The sequence below is a fragment of the Sciscionella marina DSM 45152 genome, from assembly GCF_000379465.1.
Classification (GTDB): domain Bacteria; phylum Actinomycetota; class Actinomycetes; order Mycobacteriales; family Pseudonocardiaceae; genus Sciscionella; species Sciscionella marina.
The window spans coordinates 102,895-123,661 of record NZ_KB905425.1 but is presented as its reverse complement, the minus strand read 5'-3'; the positions used below and the strand labels follow the sequence as shown (position 1 = coordinate 123,661).

Genomic DNA, 20,767 nt, shown 5'->3' with positions numbered 1-20,767 from the left:
GCGCATACGTGAGATGTCGGTACGATGCGCCGGTGACTGACGGGGTGGTCTGCTGATGGGCGAGTCGGTGAGTCCGCTGGCCGCGTACCGCCTGGCCGCCGGCTTCACGCAGGAGAGCCTCGCCGAGCAACTGAGTATCGACCGCGGCACCATCGGCCGATGGGAACGGGGTACCCAAGCACCCCAGCCATGGCAACGACCGGACCTCGCGACAAGCCTGCGGATCTCCCTCGCTGAACTCGACGACATCCTGCACCGGACGAAACGCCAGACCGGCTCCAGGTCTGCCACCCCGACATCGAATAAGGCCACTCCAGCGGACGTACGGCGCAGCCAGCAGGAATGGCTCCACGTGCGAAACGCGCCAGGGGTACGAGGCCGCGAGCTGACCGAACTGGCGGCCTGGCTCTATCCGGAATCACAACGGGCACCCGGCGGTCACGTGCTCGCCGGTCCCGGCTGGCTGCTTGAGCAGCCAGTCCCCTTGGAGTCGGTGCGGCTGGCGTGGTCCGACCGGCAGCGACCGACTCGCCCGCTGGGATCGTTGGAGCACGTCCTGCCGCTGACCGACCGGGGCGAGCTGTACGCGGGTTACAGCCGAGCTGTGCGGGATCTTGTCCGCCCACGGCTGCTGGAGAACCGGCTGAGCTACCGGCTACTCGACCTGCAGTCCGATCACGGATTGGAGCTGAGTTTCGGAACAACCACCTTCTTCGAGGTGTTCGATGTCAAACAGGCCCTCGCGCACGAGTTCAAGGCTGCGTGGCTGGCCTCGAACCGCTCAGTGCCCGGCTGGAGCGCCCTTCCCTTGCGCGCGGCGATCGGTGATCCTTTCGACCCTCAGCGGCTGCTGATGTCGCCGGGGATCAGCACGCTGACCATCCGGCGTGACCGGACGGACGGTCAGCACCGGTTCGTGCTGCACGAGCGTGACGGCGGAAAAGTCGCGGACGGCGGCGGCCTGTGCCACGTGATGCCAGCCGGTGAATTCCAGCCATCCTCGGTCGATCTGGCCGACGTGCGCAACGACTTCTCGTTGTGGCGCAACATCATGCGCGAGTTCTCTGAGGAGTTCCTCGGAAACCCCGAGCACGACGGCTCGACGTCCCGACCGATCGACTACGCACATGAGGAGCCGTTCCGATCATTCGATCGAGCACGGGCCGAGGGTGGGCTTCGACTCTGGCACTACGGCCTGGCGATGGAGCCCTTGGAACTCGGGGCCGTCCAGATGACCGTGGCCGTGGTCGACGACGTGGTATTCGACCGACTGTTCGCCGACCTCGTGGACACCAACGACGAGGGACGGGTGATCGGCCGCGGCGGGCGAACCGACATGCCGTTCACAGCGGAGGCCATCGACCGGCTTGGCCCCCGGTTGTCAGCCAGTGCACTCACCTTGCTCCGCTTGGGCTGGCGTGATCGAGAACAGCTACTGGGTGATTGAGGCATCGTTGATCTACATTGGACGGTCGATGCAGTGTGCGCGACGACAACGGAAAGCTTAACCGTCGCAGCACAAGCGCCTCGCTACCTGTCCACAACAGAACCGGTTGCGTCGCGCAGAGCTGCGATAATTTGCGACCAGTCGAAGGTCGCCAGACCGTCCTCGGTGCGCCCGGTTATGGCGTCTGGATCGAGTAACACCACGCCGGCATTTGCAAGCCGGGCGATGCTGTCGGCGTAAGCAGGATGCTGGCGGAGTACGGGTTTGACGCACGGAGCTGCGACGATCGGGACTCCGGCACCGAGCATCTCGTTGAGCACGCCCAGCGCAAGCGTGTCGCTGGTGCCCGATGCCCACTTGTTGATCGAGTTGAACGTCGCCGGGGCCACCAGGACCGCTTCGGCTCGCGGGAGCGATTCCTCCTGCTGCCGGGGCGGTCGCGGGTGCACCCGTGTAAGGCACCCAGTGGTTGCGGCCAGGGCGTCTAGGTCGATCCACGTCGCAGCAGTCGGTGTCGCGATCACGCACACCGCCCAGCCGTCGGCGTACAGGGCTGGTATGAATTCCTCGAGCCGCAACACCGGCGGGGCAGCTGAGGTCACCAGGTAAATCCACCGCGGATCGACGTTCACGCGGCCACTCCGGCGCGCAAGGCGAGACCGCGCAAGGCCGGCACGTCACGGCGGCGCTCGCGGGCGAGCAAGTCCTCGATCAATGAGCGAGCGTTCGGGTTGGCCCGGACCAGCTCGGGTGCAACCCGCTCAGTTTCCAGCAGATGGATCACCGCCTGCGGGTCTTCGACTAGCTGCGCGTGCGCCCACGCGCTGTCCAGGTGGAACTGAGCCTGGCGTCCATTCAGGCCGACCGGCAACGCGGTGATGTCCAACTGCTCTGCCGTCGCGAGTGCACCTCGGGGATCGTTCAAGGCGACTGCCACTGACGTGCGATGGATCAGCACGTTCGTTGGGCCGAACGCGGTCCACCCGATGTTGCCGTCGGCGCCGAGCCACCGTGCCAGTTCGTCGGCGTGATCGAGCCGCTCGCGCGCTGCGGCAAAGTCGTTGCGACGTGCGGCAATGACCGAGCTGATCAGGGTCAACGCGCCTCGCCAGGTTGCACTCTGCGGATCCTGGCCTCGAAGACCGGCGGCGGAGACCGCTATCTGCTCGGCGTTCTCGCTATCGCCCGCGCGCAGCAGAGCGCACGCCCGCTGATATGCCGCCGCGGCGAGACCAAAGGTGTCCTCGGCCGACTCAGCCGCCTCCCGAGCCCGCTCAGCCGCGGCCCAACCCGCCTCACCGTCGCCAGCCTTGGTCGCCAGCTTGGCCGCCACGATTGCCACACTGCACTGCAGGCCGAGCGCTTCTCGTCGTTTTCGCGCTGGTCCGTCGGCTACCAGGGCGTCAACTGCCGCATTGACTTCAGGCAATCGCCGGGCAACGTCGCCATAGCGGGCGGCCTGATACTTCCGATGGAGATCTGTAACCCGCGCTGACGCGCTCACGAGGGTTGCCTGCTGGCGCAGGGGCTCCTCGCTGTGGGTGCCCAGCATGTGTTCGGAGGCGATCACGCCGGCGAGAAGGGCCGCGTCCACCATGACCTCGCGCCGCGTCGCCGAGGAGCGGCCCGCCGCCATTGTCTGCGGCGGATTGAGCAGGATGTCCAGTTCATCCAGGGACACCTTGAGCAACTTGGCTAGATCCGGACGCCTCCAGGGCTGGGGCGTCAGCGTTCCGCGTTCCCACCGCCCGGTTGTCGAGAGCTCCACCCCAAGCGCCTGGGCGAGGGTTTCCTGAGTGAACCCGAGAGCCTCGCGCCGTGCTGCGAGGGCATCTCGTCGTATCGCCATGATCGCTCCTGATTCGTTAACTCGCCCACGCTACCCGGCGTTGATCGGACCTGATCAGCGGCCATGTCAACAGCCAACGGCGGACGTTCAGGTCCAGACGTATGACCCAGGCCGCCCGTGCAATCGTCAGGGCGGGGTGGCCGCTGAAGGGATCAGCGCGCCTCGACCGCGTGCCCTGCCGCGAGCCTGCGCACATACGCGCGGATTCGGTCGCGATCCTCGGGGAACACGCTCTCCCACGATTCGTTCAGGTCGACCCACTTCGGCGGCTGTCCCTTCTCCCCGCCGAGTGGCGTGTCGCGGCTGATGACGGCTCCGTACGACAGGCTCAGCGTCGGCGTCCAGTCGGCGCGGAAAGAGCGGACAGCGACGGCCGCTGGCACTGACAGCAGCTTGCCCAGCAGGCCGGTCTCCTCCAAGAGTTCACGGGCTGCTGCGTCGCGAGGAGTCTCGCCTGGCTCGACGGTTCCGCCAGGCGGTACCCAGCCTCGCACCCGGTGCCGCACGAGCAGCACGTGGCGGTGCTCCGGGTCGGTGACCCAGACCTCGGCCGCGAGCGGCTCCAACGCGGTCGAACGTGCGCGCAGCCACGCCTGAGCGCCGTCGTATTCGGTCTCGGCAAGGCGGGCATCGACGGCCGCAGCGTCGATGGTCGCCTGGTCAGGCATCGTGTTCGATGCGCTCGAAGATGTCGATGTCCGTCGCCTTCTGCCAGTCCGGTAAGTCGTTCCAGTCCGCGACGTACGACGGCTTCGGCTCGGGGAAGTGCTTGAAGATCTGGCCGATCCAGCACAACGCCACAAAGCGGCCTTTCTGGTCTGGGGTCAGTTTGATGGTGGCGCCGTCGGTGGCCTTGATGAAGGCGAGGACCTGGTCGTACACGGCGGTCGCGGCGTCGCGTTCCCAGTCCGGGGTCTGGTCCCACGGGGTGATGTAGCCAGGCTTCGGCTCACCGGGGTAGTGCTTGGTGACTCCGGCTATCCACGCCTCGCGGAACACGCGGCCACGGTCGTTGTGCATTCGTTCGTCCTCCATCACGCGGCGCGGTTGCCGACGAGTTCAGTGATCTCGGCATCGAGTCGCTGGATTTGTTGGTCGTTGAGCAAGGAAGCGAGGTGCGTGCTTGACGTGGGACTTGGCTGTGTCCTCGGAGATCGTCAGCCGGGTGGCGATTCCTGCGTTGGTCTTGCCGTCGCCCAAAAGCCTGAGTACTTCCAGCTGACGCGGGGTGAGCGCGGACTCCACGAAGGACCGGGTCGGCACCGGGCCGGGCGGCGGCACCACGGGGTCACCGATGACCGGTGCAGCCGGGAGGCCGGTACTCAGGATCCGGTCCATGGTGTTGGCGATGTTCATCGTGAACTGATCGACCTCGGTCCGCAGCGACTGGACGCGTTCGACCAGCACGGTGCGGCGGAACACGATGCCGAGCCCCTGGGCGAACATGCCGAACACCTCGCGGTCTAACTCGTCGACCTGACGCCTCTGGACGTGCCGGTCCGCGTGCACCAGCCCGAGTACGCCGTCGTCGCTGAGCACGGGAGCGACCACATAGGACTCCATTCGAGCGGCCTCGACCAGGCAGGCGAGCCCACGTACTTCGCGCTGCGTATCCGCGACGAGCAGCGCACGTCGTCTGCGCACGGCCTCGGTCTCGACGAGGGTGCGGTCCAGCACCGGGGATTCCGTGCGGCCGATCCGCAGAATCTCCGCAGCCCAGCCGGGATCACCCAGCACGGTGCAGGACTGTGGTATCCACACCGATTCGCGGATCTCGGAGAACAGCGCTCGGTCGAAGCCGAGCTGGCATACGGCCTCCGGCACGCGTTCCACGAGCCGGGCCACCGAGCGCGCGTCCTGCAACCGGTCCAATGCTTCCTGGACTTGAGTGTGGACTCTCACGCGGAGTTCGAGTTGAGCCTGTCGCAGTCGCTCGCGGACATCGGAGACCTCGATGAACAGGTTCAGGACCTCGCCGGTATGGCCTGCGGTGGCACGTTGGCCGACCCGCTCGGCGATTTCGGCCAGAATCTCGTGCGCGGCAACGAAATCGTCGGCCACGTCCGGGTCTGGACCACCGCCGAACAGAGCCCGGGCTCGTGCGGTGACCGCCCGGATCTCGCGCAAGACGACTTTGGGAATACGGTGCCCTCGGCCGAGCCGAGGCGGAGTCAACGTTGACTTCATGGTTTCCTCTCAAGCCGGGACGAGACACGGGGCGCCGGACCCGCTCGTGACCTCGTCGTCGAACGCGTCCGGCGCGGCGCTGTGCCTTGAGGATCAGGCGTCGGCGGAAACGGCCGTGGTGACGGCGAATCCCGCAACCCACTCTGGTACCGGCTCGTAGAACCGGTAGTTAATCACGTAATTCCCGCGGGCTGCCATCGCGGCGTACGCGGCGATCCAGGTTCGCACCTCGTGTGAGGAGTTCCCAGCCTGCTCGGCGAACCATGCGTTGTCCCAGGCGTCGACGTGCTGGAGCTCGCCTGCCGAAATCAGATCAAGGAACTGTCGATCCCACTCCGGATTGATCGGCCGCATCGACGACGTGCCCGCGGCTAGCTCCAGACCGGAGGCGATCACCCTGGACTGCCGCCGTGCGCGCTCTTCAGGCGTCGGGTTACGGCCGTCGATCAGCCGGGCGGCGACCTCTTCGGTGGCGTTTTCCAGTTGCGGCACCGGGGGATCGTGCGAGAGTCCGCCGGAGCCGAGGAACAGCACGCGCCGCTCGGCGATGTGTGCGCTCGCGTGGCCGACCGCCGTGCCGAGTTGCCGGATGCGGCCGACGGGGCAGAGTGGTGTGGCAACCGAGTTAATGAAGATGGGGACGACGGGAACTTTGTCGAGCCCGTCGAAAAGGATCTGCAGCGGCTGGGAAAACCCGTGGTCGACGTACATCCGTTCGGACACGGCGATATCGATCCCGGCCGCCAGCACGTCCTTGGCCATTGTCCGCGCGGATTTGGCGACCGAGAGTTCGCCAGCCGGAGTGTTGTAATCACCGAGCGCGGTGGCGTGCGTTCCGATACAGAATTGCGGCATCATGTCGTAGAAGAAGCCATTGTAGTGATCGGGCGCGAAGAGCACAACGAGGTTTGGATCGAATTCCGCGATGAAACTTCGCGCCTGGTCGAAAGCCATCTCGACTCGCTTCTCGACAGCTTTCGCCGGATGGTTGAACCCGATCAGCGGCGAATGGGACAGGGCGCACACAGCAACGGGCATCGAGCCACCAGCCTTTCTTTGTACTCATGTTCCAGGTGAAACATGCTAGAATCTTAGCACCCCTGGTTTCGACGAGGCAACAGAAGGGCATCTGGCATGGCAGCATCGATCGGGAATCGCAGCAAAGGCAGTCACAGGGCTCGGACAAAGCGAAGGAAGATGGAAAAATGTCACCGGATCAGCTCTGCCGCCTACGCCGCAGTCGCGCTGACGAGCGCGGTCGTGGTCGGCAGCGGGGTGCTGCTGGTCGAACCCGTCGCCGATGGGCGGCGCCTGCCCCTTTTCACGACGGACCGGGCACAGGCGACCACGCCGGTTCCGCAGGCATGGTCGTTCGTGTCCGGGGCCCGGCTCCCAGTTACGCTCCCAGAAGTTTCGGTGCTGCCGCCGCTCGCCGCGCCGGTGGGCCACCGACGCGGCGCTGCCACCGGACCTGGTGCGAGTTCGGGCATTCCGGCCACGGTTCTCGACGCCTACCGTCGGGCCGAGACCTTGCTAGCTCGCGAGAATCCGGGCTGTCACCTGGCTTGGGTGTTGCTCGCGGGTATCGGCAAGATCGAGTCGAACCACGCCCGACGTGGCGACGTTGACGCACAGGGAACAATGGTCCGCCCGATTTACGGCCCCGCCCTGGACGGTTCGCCAGGTTTCGCGAGTATCGTCGACCGGCAGAGCGGGCAGTGGGCACGTGCTGCCGGCCCAATGCAGTTCATTCCGTCGACATGGGAAAAGTGGGGCACGGATGGATCGGGTGACGGCAACGCTGATGTGCAGAACATCTACGATTCCTCGGAGTCGGCGGGGCGGTATCTCTGCGCGGCCGATCGCGACCTTAAAACCGCGACGGGACTGCGCAGTGCCATCCTCAGTTACAACAGGTCTGAGGATTATTTGAACAAGGTCATGGCCTGGATGCGAGCTTATTCCGCCGGGTCGTTCGCAGTCCCGGACGCGCCCGGAAACGCAGACCAGGACCCGACACACGGCGAGAACGTCGACCGCGCTCCGGCTCGCCCAGCCTCGGCATCGCGCGGTGGTGTGGCCGACCCCGCTCCGGCGAGGTCCGCGCCCGCCGAGCCGGTTAAGCCTCCCGCACCGACTCCCGCACCGACTCCCGCACCGACTCCCGCACCCGCACCGATCGCCGAGCTGCCGGTCAGCGTGTCGGCGCCGCTGGATGGTGTGGTCACGACCGTCGGGCAGACGGTGGGTGGGCTCCTCGGCCCTCTCCGCGCATCTGAATCTCGATAAACGGACTGATGGCGCCGCCCAGTTACAGAGGCGGCGCCATCAGTTTTTTTCACGACCGGCCGCGCCGCATGCACAGCGCGGTCTGGCGAGGTTCAGGAGTCCGAGTCCCGGACTTCGCCGACGAGCCGGCGCCAGCGGCGGCCGTTCTCCCGCGCGCCTTCGGCATAGGCCTCGGGGACGACGTGGTACGGCGGGCGCACGGGGCCTGCGGTGACGTAGCCGGCCTCGTCGAAGCGCAGCTTCTCGAGACTGATGTTGTACTTGGAGAACTCGCCGAAGTTCGTCCTGGCGAGGAACGGCTCGTAGGTCCACTCGATGCGGTGGGTGAGGTGCCGTGCCGCCTCGACGTCGCCGGAGCGGATCGCGTCGCGCAGGGCGAGCACGGGTTGTGGGCCGCACAGGGCGCTGCTGCTCCAGCAGCCGAGTGACGTTTCTGGGTGGAGCGTATGGGCCGCGAGCCAGTCGCTCTCCAGCGGCAGCAGTCGGAGCCGCCCGCTGACCGCGGCCACGTCCGCGGTGAACTTGGGTGTGATCGCGATGTACTTCGCACCGATGATCTGGGGCACCTTGGCGAGCTCGGCGTAGACCGCAGACGGGATCGGCCCCTTGAACGCCTCAGGGTTGTCGTAGAGGACGATCGCCATGTCCGGGAACAGGTTCGCGACGTCCCGGTAGAAGGCGAGCAGGGCGTCGGCGCCGAGTGCGCTCCACATCGGACGGCCGAGGATGACCCCGCGCACGCCGAGGTCCCGCAGGAAGCGGATCCGGTCGATGGTGTCCCTCGTGTTGGGGGTGGTCGCGCCGACGAACAACGGTAGGTCCGATGAGGTGTCCGAAACCGCGTCCGCGACGCAGGCGGTGAAGGCCTGCCATTCGTCCAGCGTCAGGGTCGCCATCTCACCGAGTGTGCCGTTGGTGATGATCCCGTCCACGCCGTCGGCGACGAGCGCACGGATCATCCGGTCGGACTCGTCGAGGTCGACGGTGTCGCGTGCGGTGAGCTCGGCCGCCCCGGGCAGCGCGGGGGTCGGGGCGACGGCGATGACGCCACGCACGTCGTCGACACCGAACTTCTGTACCATGGGGCTCTCCTTGTGCTCGCTGGGAGAGGGCGGTTGGCCCGGCGGGTCAGGTGGGGGGGCTTACTGACCCGCCGGGCCAACCGGCTTTTTTGGGGGACTTTCAGGAAGTGCGGCCGAACGACTCCGGTGGCTGCAGCCCCCACGGGCTGAACGCCTTCGGGAAGTCGTCCCACACCACGGGGTCGTTGCGGCGCACCCGCGGCATCTCGGCCGACAGCTCGTAGCGGTTGCCCGCGGCCCAGAAGTAGGTGTAGACGTTGCCGCCCACGCCGTGGCGGCCCGGCCCGACCTCGATCGGCACGTTGTGCAGGGCGAGCTCGTCGGCGGCCAGCTTGAGATGGTCGAACGACTCCATCCCGAGTGCGTAGTGGTGTAGCGACTTACCGGCTTCGGGGGTGGAGATGATCGCGATGTCGTGGTGCAGCGTGCTGGCCCGGCACCAGGCCCCTCCGATGACTCCGGGCGCCGGGGCGAAGATATCGGAGATCTGGAAGTCCAGCAGCTCGACCAGGAAGTCGACCAGCGGTTTCGGGTCCTGTGCCTGCACGGTGATGTGGTCGAAGTCTAGCGCGCGGATCCCGCCTCGGTGAGGGGCCTTCGACGGGTGGATGTACTGCGGTCCGGTCGAGAGCAGCGCCAGTTCCATGACGTGCCCGGAGGGTGCCTGGAACTGCAGCGACTGGACCACACCGGGGTGTTCGTCAGTGCGGGTCTCGGTCGCAACGCCGGCTTCGGCGAGACGCTTCGCGTAGCGGTCGAGGTCGGCGACGTCGTCGACGCGCAGCGCGAACTTCCGAACCCCGGTCCCGCCGGCGGTCAGCACCAGGTCGCAGCCGCCGTCGATACCGACGGACAGCCGCACCGCGCCGTCGGACCGGCCGAGTTCCTGCATGCCGAGGACGTCGGTGTGGAAGCCGATCGCCTCGTCCAGATCGGCTACGGCGAGTTCGGCGTGAGCCACCTGTGAAATGCCCATCAGTAGGTCAACTCCTATCCACTTTGTCGTAAGAGATGTTCCCGGCGCTTTCCCGCCGGTTGATGCCGAGGCCATCGAGTTGCCGCGAGTTCTCGACGAGGATCATGCGAACGCGTTCGGTGCCGTCGTTGTAGTGCCGGTGCCAGACCCACGGCGGGGTGTAGACGAAGTCCCCGGCCGACCACCGGAGTGTTTCCGGTCCGATCTCGGAGTAGCCGCTGCCCTCGAGCACGCAGTGCACGGACTCGTGCACATGGCGCTGGAGGTCGGTCGCCGTGCCTGCCGGAATTTCCTGGAGGTAGAACTCCATCGACTTCGCCGGCAGGTCGGCCAGCACTCCGACCCGGCTGGGGTTGCCGGTCACGTCCTCCTCAAGCCACCGGGCGCTCGCCGAAGGGGTGATCAGGTTGCCCGGCATCGACCGCTCCGGGTCGTAGTCCTTCATCTCGTGGAGCTTGTGCATCCACTGCTCGAAATTTGTCATAATTCTCCCCTAGGTTGAGGTCATCCCGCCGTCGACGACGTGTGTCTGCCCGGTCTGGAACCCAGCGAAGTCCGAGCAGAGGTGGGTCACCAGCTCGGCGATCTCGTCGGGACGTCCCCACCGGCCGATGGGCAACTCGGTGGCGAGCTGCCGTTGTTCCAGCTCGGCCACCGGCACGTCGGCCGCGGCGGCGCGCGCCGCGGCGAGCGCGCGCCGCCGCGGCGTGTCGATGTGGGCGGGGGCGATGACGTGCGTGGTGACGCCGTTTGGAGCCACCTCGGCGGCCAGTGACCGCGCCAGCGCGGCCACTCCGGCCCGCATCACGTTGGACAGGTGCAGCAGTGGCAACGGCTTGACCACGCCGACCGAGGTGACGTAGATCAGCCGTCCCCACCCGGCCGCCGACATCGCCGGCAATACCGCGCTGGTCAGGGAGATCGCGCTGTTCAGCAGGAGACGGTATGCCGAATCCCAGTCCTCCGCCGAGAGTTCGGAGGCCTTCGCCGCGCGCGTGCCGCCGGTGTTAGACACCAGGATGTCGATGCCGCCGAGCGTCTCGCGCGCGGCGGCGGCTGCGGTGGCCGCGGCACCGGGCTGGGTGAAGTCAGCAATCGCCCAGTCCGCCGCACCGATATCACGGGCGACCTCGCCGGTGTGCGGCCCGGTTCCCGTGATGAAGACCTCTGCCCCGTCTGCCCGTAGAGAAGCCGCGATCGCGGCGCCGAGCCCACTCGACCCGGCGGTGACCAGGGCCCGCCGGCCGCGCACCCTCATGCCGCAGCACCCTCGCCAGTGCCGCCGGACTGGACGCCGGCTTGCCCGATCGACGTGGCCAGCAGCCCATCGATCAGGTCGAGCGGTTCGGTCCAGTCGTACTGGTTGAACTGGGTGTTGATGCGGAGGAATAGCGGGTCACCGGCGTAGAACCGCTCGTAGAGTTCGTGGCGGCCGCCGAAGGCGGAGACCGCGAGATCGGCGGCCACCTTGTAGATCGCGATGCGGTCCAGGCTGTTCGTCTCGGGGCCGCGGTAGAACCGGGTGATGTCCTCGGCGATCGGTGAGTCGAACGCGCTTACGTCGGCTGGCTGGTAGAGCAAGCCACCGGCGAGAATCTGCTGCAGGATCTCCCGGACCCGCGGGTACCAGCGGTTCCCGGAGTTGCGGATCGCGTAGAGCGGGCGGACGTCGGGGAACAGGAAGCCCTCCTCGTTGCGCTGTGCACCGGACTCGGCCGCGAGGACGGCCGCCCTGGTCAGTTCGATGTAGGTGGTGATCTCGCCGAGCGCGTCGCGGACCTGGGGGTACTGGTCGGTCTTGACGATCTCGGTCGCGCGCTTGGCGATGCCCGCGACGAACTGGAGCTTCGCTAGCATCCGGACCGAGGTCTGGACGCCGGTGAAGGCGTTGGAGTTGATCGCCCAGATGTTGTTCACTCGCTCGTAGTCCTGATTGATGAAGACCCGGTCCCAAGGCACCAGCACTTCGTCGAACACGATCACGGCGTCCATCTCGTCGAACCGGCTGGACAGCGGGTGATCGAAGGCATTCCCCCCGCCGAACGGCTCGCGGCAGATCAGTCGGACGCCCGGCGCGTCGGCCGGGATGGCGAACGCGATGGCGTAGGGCTTCTCCTCGGCCGCGTACTTCCGTAGCGAGAACGGCCAGACCAGGATCTCGTCGGAGTACGGCGCGGCCGTCGCGAGCATCTTCGCGCCACTCACGATGATGCCGTCCGGAGTCTCGCGTTTCACGCCGAGGTAGGTGTAGGGGTCAGGCTGCTGCGACGGCGGCTTCGAACGGTCGACCGGCGGGTCCGCCAGCGCGTGGGACAAGAACAGGTCGTTGTCCCGCACGTACTTGTAGTACGCGCGCACCCGGTCGGCGCCGTCGCCGAAGAACTCGGCGTTGGCGTTCCACGCCACCAGCATCGCGCTGACGAAGTCCGTGCTGCGCCCCATCATGCCGAAGCTGGAATCCGCCCACTGCTTGTGCATGACGCGGCGGAGCTCGAGGTCCTCCGCAGTGCGGGGCATCAGGAACTGCACGCCTTCCTTGGGAGCACCGCCGTCGGGCGCGAAGAGCATGCTGTCGGTCTTGAACTGCAGGTCGTAAAGGCGGGCGATCTCGGCCGCGGCGCCGGACGTCGCCTTGTGCCCGGCCACGTCGGTGATCTTCTCGGCCCCGACCCACAGCTCGGGACTGTGTGCGCGCAGCCGGTCGAGGTACGCGGTGCCGTTTCGTGCGGTCATCACTTTCCTTTCAGGAACCTAACGTGGGTCTCGTTGAACTGGTCCGGCTTCTCCCACTGCGGCCAGTGGCCGGCGCCCTCGATGACTTCGAGACGGCTGCCGGGGATGAGCTCTTCCAGTAGCGCGGCTTCCTCGACGGAGGCCGTCGGGTCGTGGTCGGTCCACAGCAGCAGGGTCGGCGAGACGATGCGGCCGCACCACTCCGAGGACCAGACGTACGGGCGCCGGTGTTCCCAGTCCTGCACCGCGAGGATGTTGCGCATCGCGTCCTCGAACCCCGGCTGGGTGTAGATCCGCAACCGCAGGTCGACGAGCTCGTCGGTGACGAGGCTCTTGTCGTGGAAAAGCCATTCGACCCTGGTGCGCACGGTCTGCCTGCTCGCTTCGCGGACCGCCTTCATGCTCGATTCCTTCAGCCCGGCCATCACCTCCGGCTTGTTGGTGACGTTGCCGGGAGTGTTGAGCACCAGCCGATCGATCCGTTCGGGGTGGTGTGCCGCGGCCCACGCCGCCACCCAGCCGCCGAGCGATTCGCCGGAGAGATGCGCTTTTCCAATGTCCAGCGCGTCCAGCAGCGCGATCAGGTGATCGCTGAGGTAGTCGATCGTGTAGGGCCGGTCAGGTTTCGCCGAAAGCCCGTGCCCCGCCATGTCGTAGAGGACGATCCGGAATTCCTTCGCCAGATCGCGGACGTTGCGCGAATACGCCTCCAGATGCCCGCCCGTGCCGTGCACCATGACCAGTGCCGGACCGGTACCCGCTTCTACCACCCGGGTGGCGATGCCGGCCGCGTCCACGGTCCGCTGGCGCAACTCGACGCCCGCCAAATCGCCCCAGATGCTTACGTGCTGCTCCACAGCATTCCTTCCTGTCGCAACCTGCCTCCATTTTGACATACTAGAATCTCAGAAGCAACAAGCTTGTCGTCGCTCGATGGCGAAAACGGTTGCCATGGTCGTAGGCACGCACCCGTTCGGTGGGAGAGTGACTACACTTCCATGAACTTCCAGAACCGCGAAAGATGCTCCTCCATGAGCCTGCCGGCCCGGTCCGCGTCGCGGCGCTTGATCGCCTCCGCGATCTCTGTGTGCTCGGTCTGCGCCCGCGTCAGGTCCGTGCTCAACCGGTTCTTCTGGAGGTAGAAGTCGTTGAGGTCCCAGCTGTCCATGGCCAGGTCGGTCAGACGCTGGTTGCCGCTGGCCGCCAATATGGCGGAGTGGAAGTCCCGGTTGGCTGCGGCGAAGGCGAGTGCTTCGTTCCGCTTGGCCGGGCCGATGCCGCGCACCAGCATGTCGTGGATTTCGGCCAGTTGGGCGTCGGTGGCGGTGAGTGCTGCGAGCCGTGCGCCCGCCCCTTCGAGGATGCCCGCCACTGCGAAGTGGTCGCGCACCTTGCGTTCGTCCGGGACCGTCACCTGGCATCCGACCTGTGGAATGATCGAGATGAATCCGGCGGCGGCCAGTCGCATCATCGCGTCCATCACCGGCCTGCGGCTCACGCCGAATTCAGTCGCGAGGTCGTAGGTGCTGAGGAGCTCGCCGAATTGATGGCGTCCCTCGAGTAGCTGGGTGAGGAGCGCTTGGTAGATCTGGTCTGTTTTGGTGACTGACGCGATCATGGGCATGGACTATCCGGCCTTTCGGTGTGGGAAGGTCGGGGCTGCGTACTGTCGCTCACGCCGAGATTCTAGCGTGTCAACGGCGAGCGGGCTGCGCTGGGGCGGGAGCCGGGTTGCAGTGGCCGGTCATTGGTCCGGGTGGAGCGCCGGTCTCCCGCCGTCTGGTGGCAGCGCTGAAGCCGGAGCGGACTCCCGCTCCGGCTTCAGGTACGCCGAGGCCGTGGACAGCGACCTCGGTCAGTCCACCGACCAGTCGGTGTCGTCGATCTGGCCGAACAACTTCATGGCGGCTTCGAGGCCGGGCAGGTTGGCGAGTGCCACCGACATGGAACCGCGGAACTTGACCTTCCGGGTGACCATCGCCTTGGCGGCGGGCAGCTCGCCGGCGCCGAGGCGCTGCCAGGTCTCGACCTTCGCCGTCAGCAGGAAGTCCGGCTTCACACCTTCGGCAGGGGTGCCGGCGCGCACGACTTCGCCGGCGTTGACCTCGATCTGGCCCGCGCGACTCTCATTCTCGGCGAGCCGGTATTCGACGACCATACTCATCTCCTTGAGGCCCTCGCGCGTCGCGTCCGTGGTGTTCCACAGCTCTGCGTAAGACTTCATCCACTCCGGCGACAGGACGGGTGTTCCCATGGTGTGCTCTCCTTCGGTTCGGTTGCGTGACGGACAACTGGGGTTTGACATCGCAGTAAAAGATACTAGTATCCTAGAACCAGTCAAGCTGTGAACGCGGTCCTGCTCCGTATCGGGCCCGCGCTTTCCGGAGGAGACAAAGATGTCTGACGCCAAAGGTGGTCACATGTTGAGGGACGAACTTCGGCAGACCCTCGAGCAGGGTTTGCGTGACGTAGAGGCCGACTGGACTGTTCCAGCCGCGATCATCAATGACCCGGAGATGCACGATGCCGAGCGTGAGCGCGTGTTCGGCCGTTCGTGGGTGTTCCTCGCGCACGAGAGTGAAATCTCGGAGCGCGGCGATTACGTCGTCCGCTACATCTCGGAAGATCAGTTCATCGTCTGCCGGGACGAAGACGGCGAGGTCCGTGGCCACCTCAACAGTTGCCGCCACCGTGGCATGCAGGTGTGCCGCGCCGAAATGGGAAACACGTCGCACTTCCGCTGCCCGTACCACGGCTGGACCTACAACAACAAGGGCAGTCTTGTGGGCGTGCCGGCCGGGCGGGAAGCGTACGGCAACAAGCTGGACAAGTCTCTGTGGCAGCTCAAGCCGGTCCCGAAACTGGACACCTACAAGGGGTTGATCTTCGGCTGCCTCGACCCGGAGGCCCAGTCGCTCGAGGACTACCTCGGGGACATGAAGTTCTACCTCGACATCGTGCTGGACCGCAGTGACGCCGGTCTGGAGGTCGTCGGCGCCCCGCAGCGCTGGGTCGTCGATGCGAACTGGAAGCTCGGCGCCGACAACTTCGTCGGCGACGCCTACCACACGATGATGACGCACCGCTCCATGGTGGAACTCGGGCTCGCCCCGCCGGACCCGAAGTTCGCGCTCTACGGCGAGCACGTGCACACCGAGAACGGGCACGGCCTCGGCATCATCGGCCCGCCGCCGGGCATGCCGCTGCCCGAATTCCTGGGTATGCCGGAGAGCATCGTCGAGCAGTTGCAGCGCCGGCTTTCCCCGGAGCAGGTCGAGGTGTTCCGGCCGGTCACGTTCATCCACGGCACCGTGTTCCCGAACCTGTCGATCGGCAACTTCCTGATGTCGAAGGACCACGTCTCGCCGCCGACGTCGTTCCTCACGCTTCGGCTGTGGCACCCGCTCGGCCCGGACAAGATGGAGATCATGTCCTTCTTTCTGATCGAGAAGGAAGCGCCGGACTGGTACAAGGAGGAGAGCTACCAGGCCTACGTGCGCACGTTCGGTATTTCCGGCGCGTTCGAGCAGGACGATGCCGAGAACTGGCGCAGCATCACGCGGGTGCTGGGCGCCCAGTACGCCAAGAAGACCATGGAGCTCAACTACCAGATGGGCCGTGGCGTCTACGAGCCCGACCCCGACTGGCCCGGTCCTGGCAAGGCTTTTCCAATGGACTATGCCGAAGCTAACCAGCGGAATTTCATGGAGTACTGGATGCAGCTGATGGTCACCGACCCGGCGCCGCACAGCGGCAACGGCAAGGTGTCCGACGATGCCGCGGCCGAGACACTCGCGCGAGCGGAGGCGTAGCACCTATGACTACTGCAACCGAGATCACCGACACCACGGTCCGTGAAGCCACCGAATGGCTCTTCACCGAAGCCGAACTGCTCGACGCTGGCAAGTACCGGGAGTGGCTCGACCTGGTGGCCGAGGACCTGTCGTACGTCGTGCCGCTGCGGGTCACGCGCGAGCGTGAGGCCGAGACGGACATCGTCGAGGGCTTGACCCTCATGGACGACGACTGGGACTCGATGGAAATGCGCGTCCTGAGGTTGGAGACCGAGTACGCGTGGGCGGAGGACCCGCCGTCGCGATCACGACACTTCGTGACCAACATCCGGGTCGCCGCCGGCGAGGCGGAGGACGAGGTGGCCGTCAAGTCGAACCTGCTGCTCTATCGCACCCGCGGTGACGTCGCGACGTTCGACATTCTCTCCGGTGAGCGCCACGACGTGCTCCGTCGAGTGGCCGGCGGCTACCGCCTCGCCAAGCGGGTAGTCGTGCTCGACCAGACCACCGTCATGACACACAACCTCGCCTTGATCATGTGACGGAGGCAGTTCGGTGACCATTATCCGCAACGAAGGCCAGGACCCGATCATCCAGATTGCCAACGAATTCACGGTGATCCAGGTCAGCTACATCAGTACCGGCCAACGCGAACGCCTTCTCGTCAGCTCCCCCAGGCTCGGGTTCCAGACCCTGCTCGACCCGCTGCAGCTGGAAAGCCTCACCTGGCAGACACCCGAAATGTATTCGAAGCTTCTCGACACTCCTTATGGCCCCGGCGTGAAGCTCGACGCGCGGCCGCTGTCGGCCCTGCTCGGAAAGGACTGATTCACGTGGGATTCCTAGACGGAAAGGTGGCACTGGTCACCGGAGGTGGATCGGGTGTCGGCCGTGCCGTGGTCGATCTGTACGTGCAGGAGGGTGCCAAGGTTGGAGTCCTCGAGATCTCGCCTGAGAAAGCGCGGGATCTGCAGGAGAAACTGCCACGTGAGGCTGTGGTTGTGACGCAGGGCGACGCGACATTGATGGGGGACAACGAACGCGCCGTCGCGGACGTGACAGAGGCGTTCGGCTCGCTGACCACGCTCGTGTGCGCGGTGGGGGTGTTCGACTACTTCACCGAGATCCCGCAGCTACCGAAGGACAAGATCGACGAGGCGTTCGACCAGCTCTTCGCCGTCAACGTGAAGAGCAACCTGCTGACCGTGAAGGCGGCGCTGGACCAGCTGATCGAGAACCGGGGCCAGGTCATCCTCACCATTTCCAACGCCGGGTTCTACCCCGGGGGCGGCGGTCCGCTCTACGTGTCGTCGAAGTTCGCCGTCCGCGGTCTGGTGACCGAGTTGGCGTACGAACTTTCGCCGCACGTGCGGGTCAACGGGGTGGCGCCCGGCGGCACGATCACGGATCTGCGCGGCATCCCCGCGCTCGCGAACGAAGGCCAATCGCTGAAGGACATCCCGGACATCGAGGGCCTGATCAAGGGGATCAACCCGCTGGGCGTCGTCGCCCAGCCGGACGATCACTCCTGGGCCTACGCGTTCCTTGCCGCGAAGGAACGTGCGCCCGCGGTCACCGGCACGATTATCCACAGCGACGGCGGGCTGGGCGTGCGCGGGATGACGCGCATGGCGGGGCTCGAGCCCTGATCCGGCACCGCGCAAAGCAGGGAGACGGCCTCGGATGTCCAGAGTTCCGGGCCGTCTCCCTTCCACCCTCGAAAGGAGGCGTCGATGAAGACGCTGGTGGCTACCGAAGAAACCCAGGCCGACCCGGCCAGCGCACTGTGGATCTGCGATGTCTGCCAAGACGTGTACGACCCCCGCCTCGGCGACCCCGAAGGCGGGATCGAGCCCGGCACGCCGTTCGGCGACATCCCCGACGACTGGGTCTGCCCGGTGTGCGGGGCGCGCAAGAAAGAGTTCCGGATGCTTGCGCCGGGCGAAGAGTACGACGTCGAGGACGACGCATACGCGGGAGCGCAGGGGTGAGCACACCGGGCCGCATCCTCGTCTGTCTCAAGCAGGTCCCGGTGCCTGGGCGGGGCGTCTTCGACGAACGTACGAAACGGATCCGCCGGGACGACGACCAGACCGTCACCAACCCGCCGGACCTGCACGCGCTGGCCCAGGCGCTGGCCGTGCGTGCGGAGACCGGCTGGGAGGTGGTGGCCGTGACGATGGGGCCGCCCGCGACCGCGGAGACACTACTCGACGCGCTGCGCCGGGGTGCCGACCGCGCCGTGCACCTGGTCGACCGGCGCTTCGCCGGTGCCGACACCCTGGCTACGGCCCGCGCGCTCGCTCGGCTCGTAGCGCGGGAGGGCCCGGACCTGGTGCTTACCGGTCGGTGGACGCTCGACGGCGGCACCGCGCAGGTTGGACCTCAGGTCGCCGAGCTGGTCGGCCTGCCGCAGCTGACCCAGGTGACGAACCTGCGGGTCGGCGACGGCGTCCTCTCCGCGGACGTCGAAACCGACGTCGGCCGCGAAGCCTGGACCGCCGCGTTGCCCGCGGTGGTCTCCGTCGGGCGGGGTGCCGAGCCGCCGTGGGTGACCGAGGCCGATCCGTCGGCCGTCGAAACGCTGACCGCCGAGGAACTTGGGGGAGGACCGCGGGACTTCGGCACCCGGGGTTCGCCGACCTTCGTCGCGGAGATCCGGCACCAGGCCCGCGAGCGCTCGGCGGCGGAGTACGGCGGCGTCGGCTTCGACGCCGCAGAACTGCTGGAGGCCGCTTTCGCGCCGGTCGCACCTGTGGCCGAAGTCGTCGTGCCCACGCCGTCGCGCGAGATCTGGACGGTCGCCGAGCCGCTGCCCGGTGGCGGCCTGCACCCGGCGAGTCTCGAAGCGTTGGCCTGCGCCCGCTCGGTCGCCTGCGACCTGCGAGCCACAGTCGTCGCGGTACTGCCGTGCGACCAGCCGCACGACCTCCCGCGCGTACTCTACGCGCATGGGGCCGATCGGGTACTGGTGCTGCGCTGCGGCGAACCGGCGGAATACCGCACGAATCTGGTCACCGACGCGCTGAGCACGGCGATCGCCGCGCGTTCGCCGTTCGCGGTGATCGCCCCGTTCAGCGCCCGTGGCCGCGATTACGCTCCGCGCGTCGCCGCCCGACTCGGCCTCGGCCTGACGGGGGACTTTACCGCGCTGGAAGTCCGCGACGCGGACACCGACGAGCCGGACCTGTTGTGGCTCAAACCGGCGCTATCGGCGGACGTGATCGCGCCGGTGATCGCGCACTCCACACCGTCGTTGGGCACGCTGCGGCCCGGTTCCTTCACGACGCGAGCCGTTCGCGACCAGGGAGAACCGGACGTCGAGTTCGCCGACGTCACCGCGACCGGCGACGATTTGTGCACCGCGGTGGAGCGCCGGGTCGAAGTTCCGGACGGCCCGAGGCTCGCCGCGGCCCGGTTGGTCATCGGCCTCGGGCCTGGTCTCGGCACCGGCGCCCGGCGCGTCGCCGAGCGCGTCGCCGCGACTCGGGGCATCGCGCTCGTCGCGACGTCGGCCGCGGTGGCTGCGGAGGAGGCGCCCCCGCAGCTCGAGATAGGGCCACTGGCCCGCAGCATCGCGCCTGCGGTCTACCTCGGGCTCGGGCGGCACGACCTCGGCACGCTCAAGGCGGTCAAGGCCGCCGGCCGGGTCATCGTCGTCGACCCGGACGCCTCGCTCGACGAGTTCGCCGGTCTCGTGGACGCCGTCGTGAGCGCGAACGTGGAGGGGGTGCTTCTGGACCTGTTGCTGGCGACCTCTGGTGCGGCCGCGAGTTGAAGCATCATGATCACATATTTTTTTTAACCTGACTAAGATGCTAGAATCTTTAGGAGGTCTTATGGATACCGCCGCGCCGGCGGCGAGCGTTGACCCTCGGCGGTTCCGCGACGCCATGGGTCGGTTCGCTACCGGCATCACAATCATCAGCACGCCGACCCCGGCGGGACCGCACTGCATGACCGCGAACGGGTTCATGTCAGTGTCCCTCGAGCCCGCCCTCGTCGTGGTATCCATCGCCAAACGTGCGAAGATGCACGACCTCCTCCTGGCCAGCGGCGTGTACGGCGTCAGCGTCCTCGCAGCGGACCAGGAGTCCGTCAGCAAGCACTTCAGCGGCAGGCCCGACCCGGACCTGGCACCACGGTTCGAAGACCACGCCGACGTCCCCCTCGTGCCGGGAGCGTTGGCACAGGTGGGCGCGGAGATCGTCGAAGCGCGCCCCGTGGGCGACCACACGTTGTTTGTCGGCGAGGTGCGCCACCTCGCCGACGGCGTTGGAGAGCCGCTGGTGTTTTACGCCGGACGCTATCGCCACCTGCTCAGCCCGTCGGCGGACTCGGAGTACTCCGACGCCTGGTCCGGCTTCTGCTTGACCCCGTTCTGTCCCCCTTCAGGTGCCTGAATTCAGG

At 66.8% G+C, this 20,767-nt stretch carries 24 protein-coding genes; 10 read left to right on the top strand and 14 right to left on the bottom strand.

Annotated features, from left to right (window positions below; translation table 11 throughout):
* Positions 1-55 precede the first annotated feature (55 nt).
* Complete coding sequence (locus A37U_RS0133660) at positions 56-1,447, top strand: helix-turn-helix transcriptional regulator (protein WP_020501066.1); 1,392 nt, start codon at positions 56-58, stop codon at positions 1,445-1,447.
* Positions 1,448-1,530: 83 nt separating this feature from the next.
* Here A37U_RS0133660 and A37U_RS0133655 read toward each other — a convergent pair whose 3' ends face one another.
* From A37U_RS0133655 to A37U_RS0133635, 5 genes are all read right to left on the bottom strand, one after another.
* Positions 1,531-2,079, bottom strand: a complete 549-nt coding sequence (locus tag A37U_RS0133655; protein ID WP_020501065.1) for a flavoprotein — start codon at positions 2,077-2,079, stop codon at positions 1,531-1,533.
* Entirely contained in the window at positions 2,076-3,296 is a 1,221-nt protein-coding gene (locus A37U_RS0133650; protein ID WP_020501064.1) for a helix-turn-helix domain-containing protein, read from the bottom strand. Before A37U_RS0133650 ends, A37U_RS0133655 begins: the two co-directional genes overlap by 4 nt.
* Before the next feature lie 152 nt (positions 3,297-3,448).
* Positions 3,449-3,964, bottom strand: a complete 516-nt coding sequence (locus A37U_RS0133645) for an NUDIX hydrolase (RefSeq protein WP_020501063.1) — start codon at positions 3,962-3,964, stop codon at positions 3,449-3,451.
* A complete protein-coding gene (locus A37U_RS0133640) occupies positions 3,957-4,331 on the bottom strand; it encodes a hypothetical protein (protein ID WP_020501062.1) in 375 nt (124 codons plus the stop codon). The genes A37U_RS0133645 and A37U_RS0133640 overlap by 8 nt, the downstream gene beginning before the upstream one ends.
* 24 nt (positions 4,332-4,355) lie before the next feature.
* Positions 4,356-5,168, bottom strand: coding sequence for a LuxR C-terminal-related transcriptional regulator (locus A37U_RS0133635; RefSeq protein ID WP_240437768.1), 813 nt, complete (start codon positions 5,166-5,168; stop codon positions 4,356-4,358).
* Positions 5,169-5,210: 42 nt separating this feature from the next.
* Here A37U_RS0133635 and A37U_RS54165 point away from each other — a divergent pair, with 42 nt between their 5' ends.
* Positions 5,211-5,477 (top strand): hypothetical protein, encoded by a 267-nt coding sequence (locus tag A37U_RS54165; protein WP_240437767.1) that lies wholly within the window; start codon positions 5,211-5,213, stop codon positions 5,475-5,477.
* 99 nt (positions 5,478-5,576) lie between these two features.
* Here the strand turns inward: A37U_RS54165 and A37U_RS0133630 are convergent, their stop codons facing one another.
* Positions 5,577-6,521, bottom strand: coding sequence for a 3-carboxyethylcatechol 2,3-dioxygenase (locus A37U_RS0133630; protein WP_026197884.1), 945 nt, complete (start codon positions 6,519-6,521; stop codon positions 5,577-5,579).
* Positions 6,522-6,617: 96 nt separating this feature from the next.
* Between A37U_RS0133630 and A37U_RS53240 the strand changes: the two genes are divergently transcribed.
* Positions 6,618-7,772, top strand: a complete 1,155-nt coding sequence (locus A37U_RS53240) for a lytic transglycosylase domain-containing protein (RefSeq protein ID WP_083934146.1) — start codon at positions 6,618-6,620, stop codon at positions 7,770-7,772.
* A 92-nt stretch (positions 7,773-7,864) separates the two neighbouring features.
* Here the strand turns inward: A37U_RS53240 and A37U_RS0133620 are convergent, their stop codons facing one another.
* The 8 genes from A37U_RS0133620 to A37U_RS0133585 all read right to left on the bottom strand — a co-directional run bounded on the left by A37U_RS0133620 (position 7,865) and on the right by A37U_RS0133585 (position 14,817).
* The gene (locus tag A37U_RS0133620) at positions 7,865-8,854 is read right to left on the bottom strand and encodes a dihydrodipicolinate synthase family protein (RefSeq protein WP_020501058.1); all 990 of its coding nucleotides are present in this window, start codon (positions 8,852-8,854) and stop codon (positions 7,865-7,867) included.
* A 100-nt stretch (positions 8,855-8,954) separates the two neighbouring features.
* Positions 8,955-9,830, bottom strand: coding sequence for a VOC family protein (locus A37U_RS0133615; RefSeq protein ID WP_020501057.1), 876 nt, complete (start codon positions 9,828-9,830; stop codon positions 8,955-8,957).
* Between the two features lie 7 nt (positions 9,831-9,837).
* Complete coding sequence (locus A37U_RS0133610; RefSeq protein WP_026197883.1) at positions 9,838-10,314, bottom strand: cupin domain-containing protein; 477 nt, start codon at positions 10,312-10,314, stop codon at positions 9,838-9,840.
* A 9-nt stretch (positions 10,315-10,323) separates the two neighbouring features.
* Entirely contained in the window at positions 10,324-11,088 is a 765-nt protein-coding gene (locus A37U_RS0133605; RefSeq protein ID WP_020501055.1) for an SDR family oxidoreductase, read from the bottom strand.
* The gene (locus A37U_RS0133600) at positions 11,085-12,563 is read right to left on the bottom strand and encodes a 4-hydroxyphenylacetate 3-hydroxylase family protein (RefSeq protein ID WP_020501054.1); all 1,479 of its coding nucleotides are present in this window, start codon (positions 12,561-12,563) and stop codon (positions 11,085-11,087) included. The genes A37U_RS0133605 and A37U_RS0133600 overlap by 4 nt, the downstream gene beginning before the upstream one ends.
* Positions 12,563-13,420 (bottom strand): alpha/beta fold hydrolase, encoded by an 858-nt coding sequence (locus tag A37U_RS0133595; RefSeq protein ID WP_020501053.1) that lies wholly within the window; start codon positions 13,418-13,420, stop codon positions 12,563-12,565. Before A37U_RS0133595 ends, A37U_RS0133600 begins: the two co-directional genes overlap by 1 nt.
* A 131-nt stretch (positions 13,421-13,551) precedes the next feature.
* Positions 13,552-14,181: a GntR family transcriptional regulator gene (locus A37U_RS0133590; protein WP_020501052.1), complete on the bottom strand. Its 630-nt coding sequence runs from the start codon at positions 14,179-14,181 to the stop codon at positions 13,552-13,554.
* Between the two features lie 237 nt (positions 14,182-14,418).
* On the bottom strand, positions 14,419-14,817 hold the full coding sequence (locus A37U_RS0133585; RefSeq protein ID WP_020501051.1) for an SCP2 sterol-binding domain-containing protein: 399 nt from the start codon (positions 14,815-14,817) through the stop codon (positions 14,419-14,421).
* Between the two features lie 142 nt (positions 14,818-14,959).
* Here A37U_RS0133585 and A37U_RS0133580 point away from each other — a divergent pair, with 142 nt between their 5' ends.
* The 7 genes from A37U_RS0133580 (at position 14,960) to A37U_RS0133550 (ending at position 20,760) form a co-directional block, all read left to right on the top strand.
* On the top strand, positions 14,960-16,375 hold the full coding sequence (locus A37U_RS0133580; protein ID WP_240437766.1) for an aromatic ring-hydroxylating dioxygenase subunit alpha: 1,416 nt from the start codon (positions 14,960-14,962) through the stop codon (positions 16,373-16,375).
* A gap of 5 nt (positions 16,376-16,380) precedes the next feature.
* Complete coding sequence (locus tag A37U_RS0133575) at positions 16,381-16,899, top strand: aromatic-ring-hydroxylating dioxygenase subunit beta (protein ID WP_020501049.1); 519 nt, start codon at positions 16,381-16,383, stop codon at positions 16,897-16,899.
* Positions 16,900-16,912: 13 nt separating this feature from the next.
* Positions 16,913-17,185 carry a hypothetical protein gene (locus A37U_RS0133570; RefSeq protein WP_020501048.1) on the top strand — a complete coding sequence of 91 codons (273 nt, stop codon included), beginning with the start codon at positions 16,913-16,915 and terminating at the stop codon, positions 17,183-17,185.
* 5 nt (positions 17,186-17,190) lie between these two features.
* Positions 17,191-18,006: a 3-(cis-5,6-dihydroxycyclohexa-1,3-dien-1-yl)propanoate dehydrogenase gene (hcaB, locus tag A37U_RS0133565; protein WP_026197881.1), complete on the top strand. Its 816-nt coding sequence runs from the start codon at positions 17,191-17,193 to the stop codon at positions 18,004-18,006.
* 84 nt (positions 18,007-18,090) lie between these two features.
* Positions 18,091-18,348: a rubredoxin gene (locus A37U_RS0133560; RefSeq protein ID WP_020501046.1), complete on the top strand. Its 258-nt coding sequence runs from the start codon at positions 18,091-18,093 to the stop codon at positions 18,346-18,348.
* Positions 18,345-20,135 carry a hypothetical protein gene (locus A37U_RS0133555; protein ID WP_020501045.1) on the top strand — a complete coding sequence of 597 codons (1,791 nt, stop codon included), beginning with the start codon at positions 18,345-18,347 and terminating at the stop codon, positions 20,133-20,135. Before A37U_RS0133560 ends, A37U_RS0133555 begins: the two co-directional genes overlap by 4 nt.
* Before the next feature lie 61 nt (positions 20,136-20,196).
* Entirely contained in the window at positions 20,197-20,760 is a 564-nt protein-coding gene (locus tag A37U_RS0133550; protein ID WP_020501044.1) for a flavin reductase family protein, read from the top strand.
* Positions 20,761-20,767 lie beyond the last annotated feature (7 nt).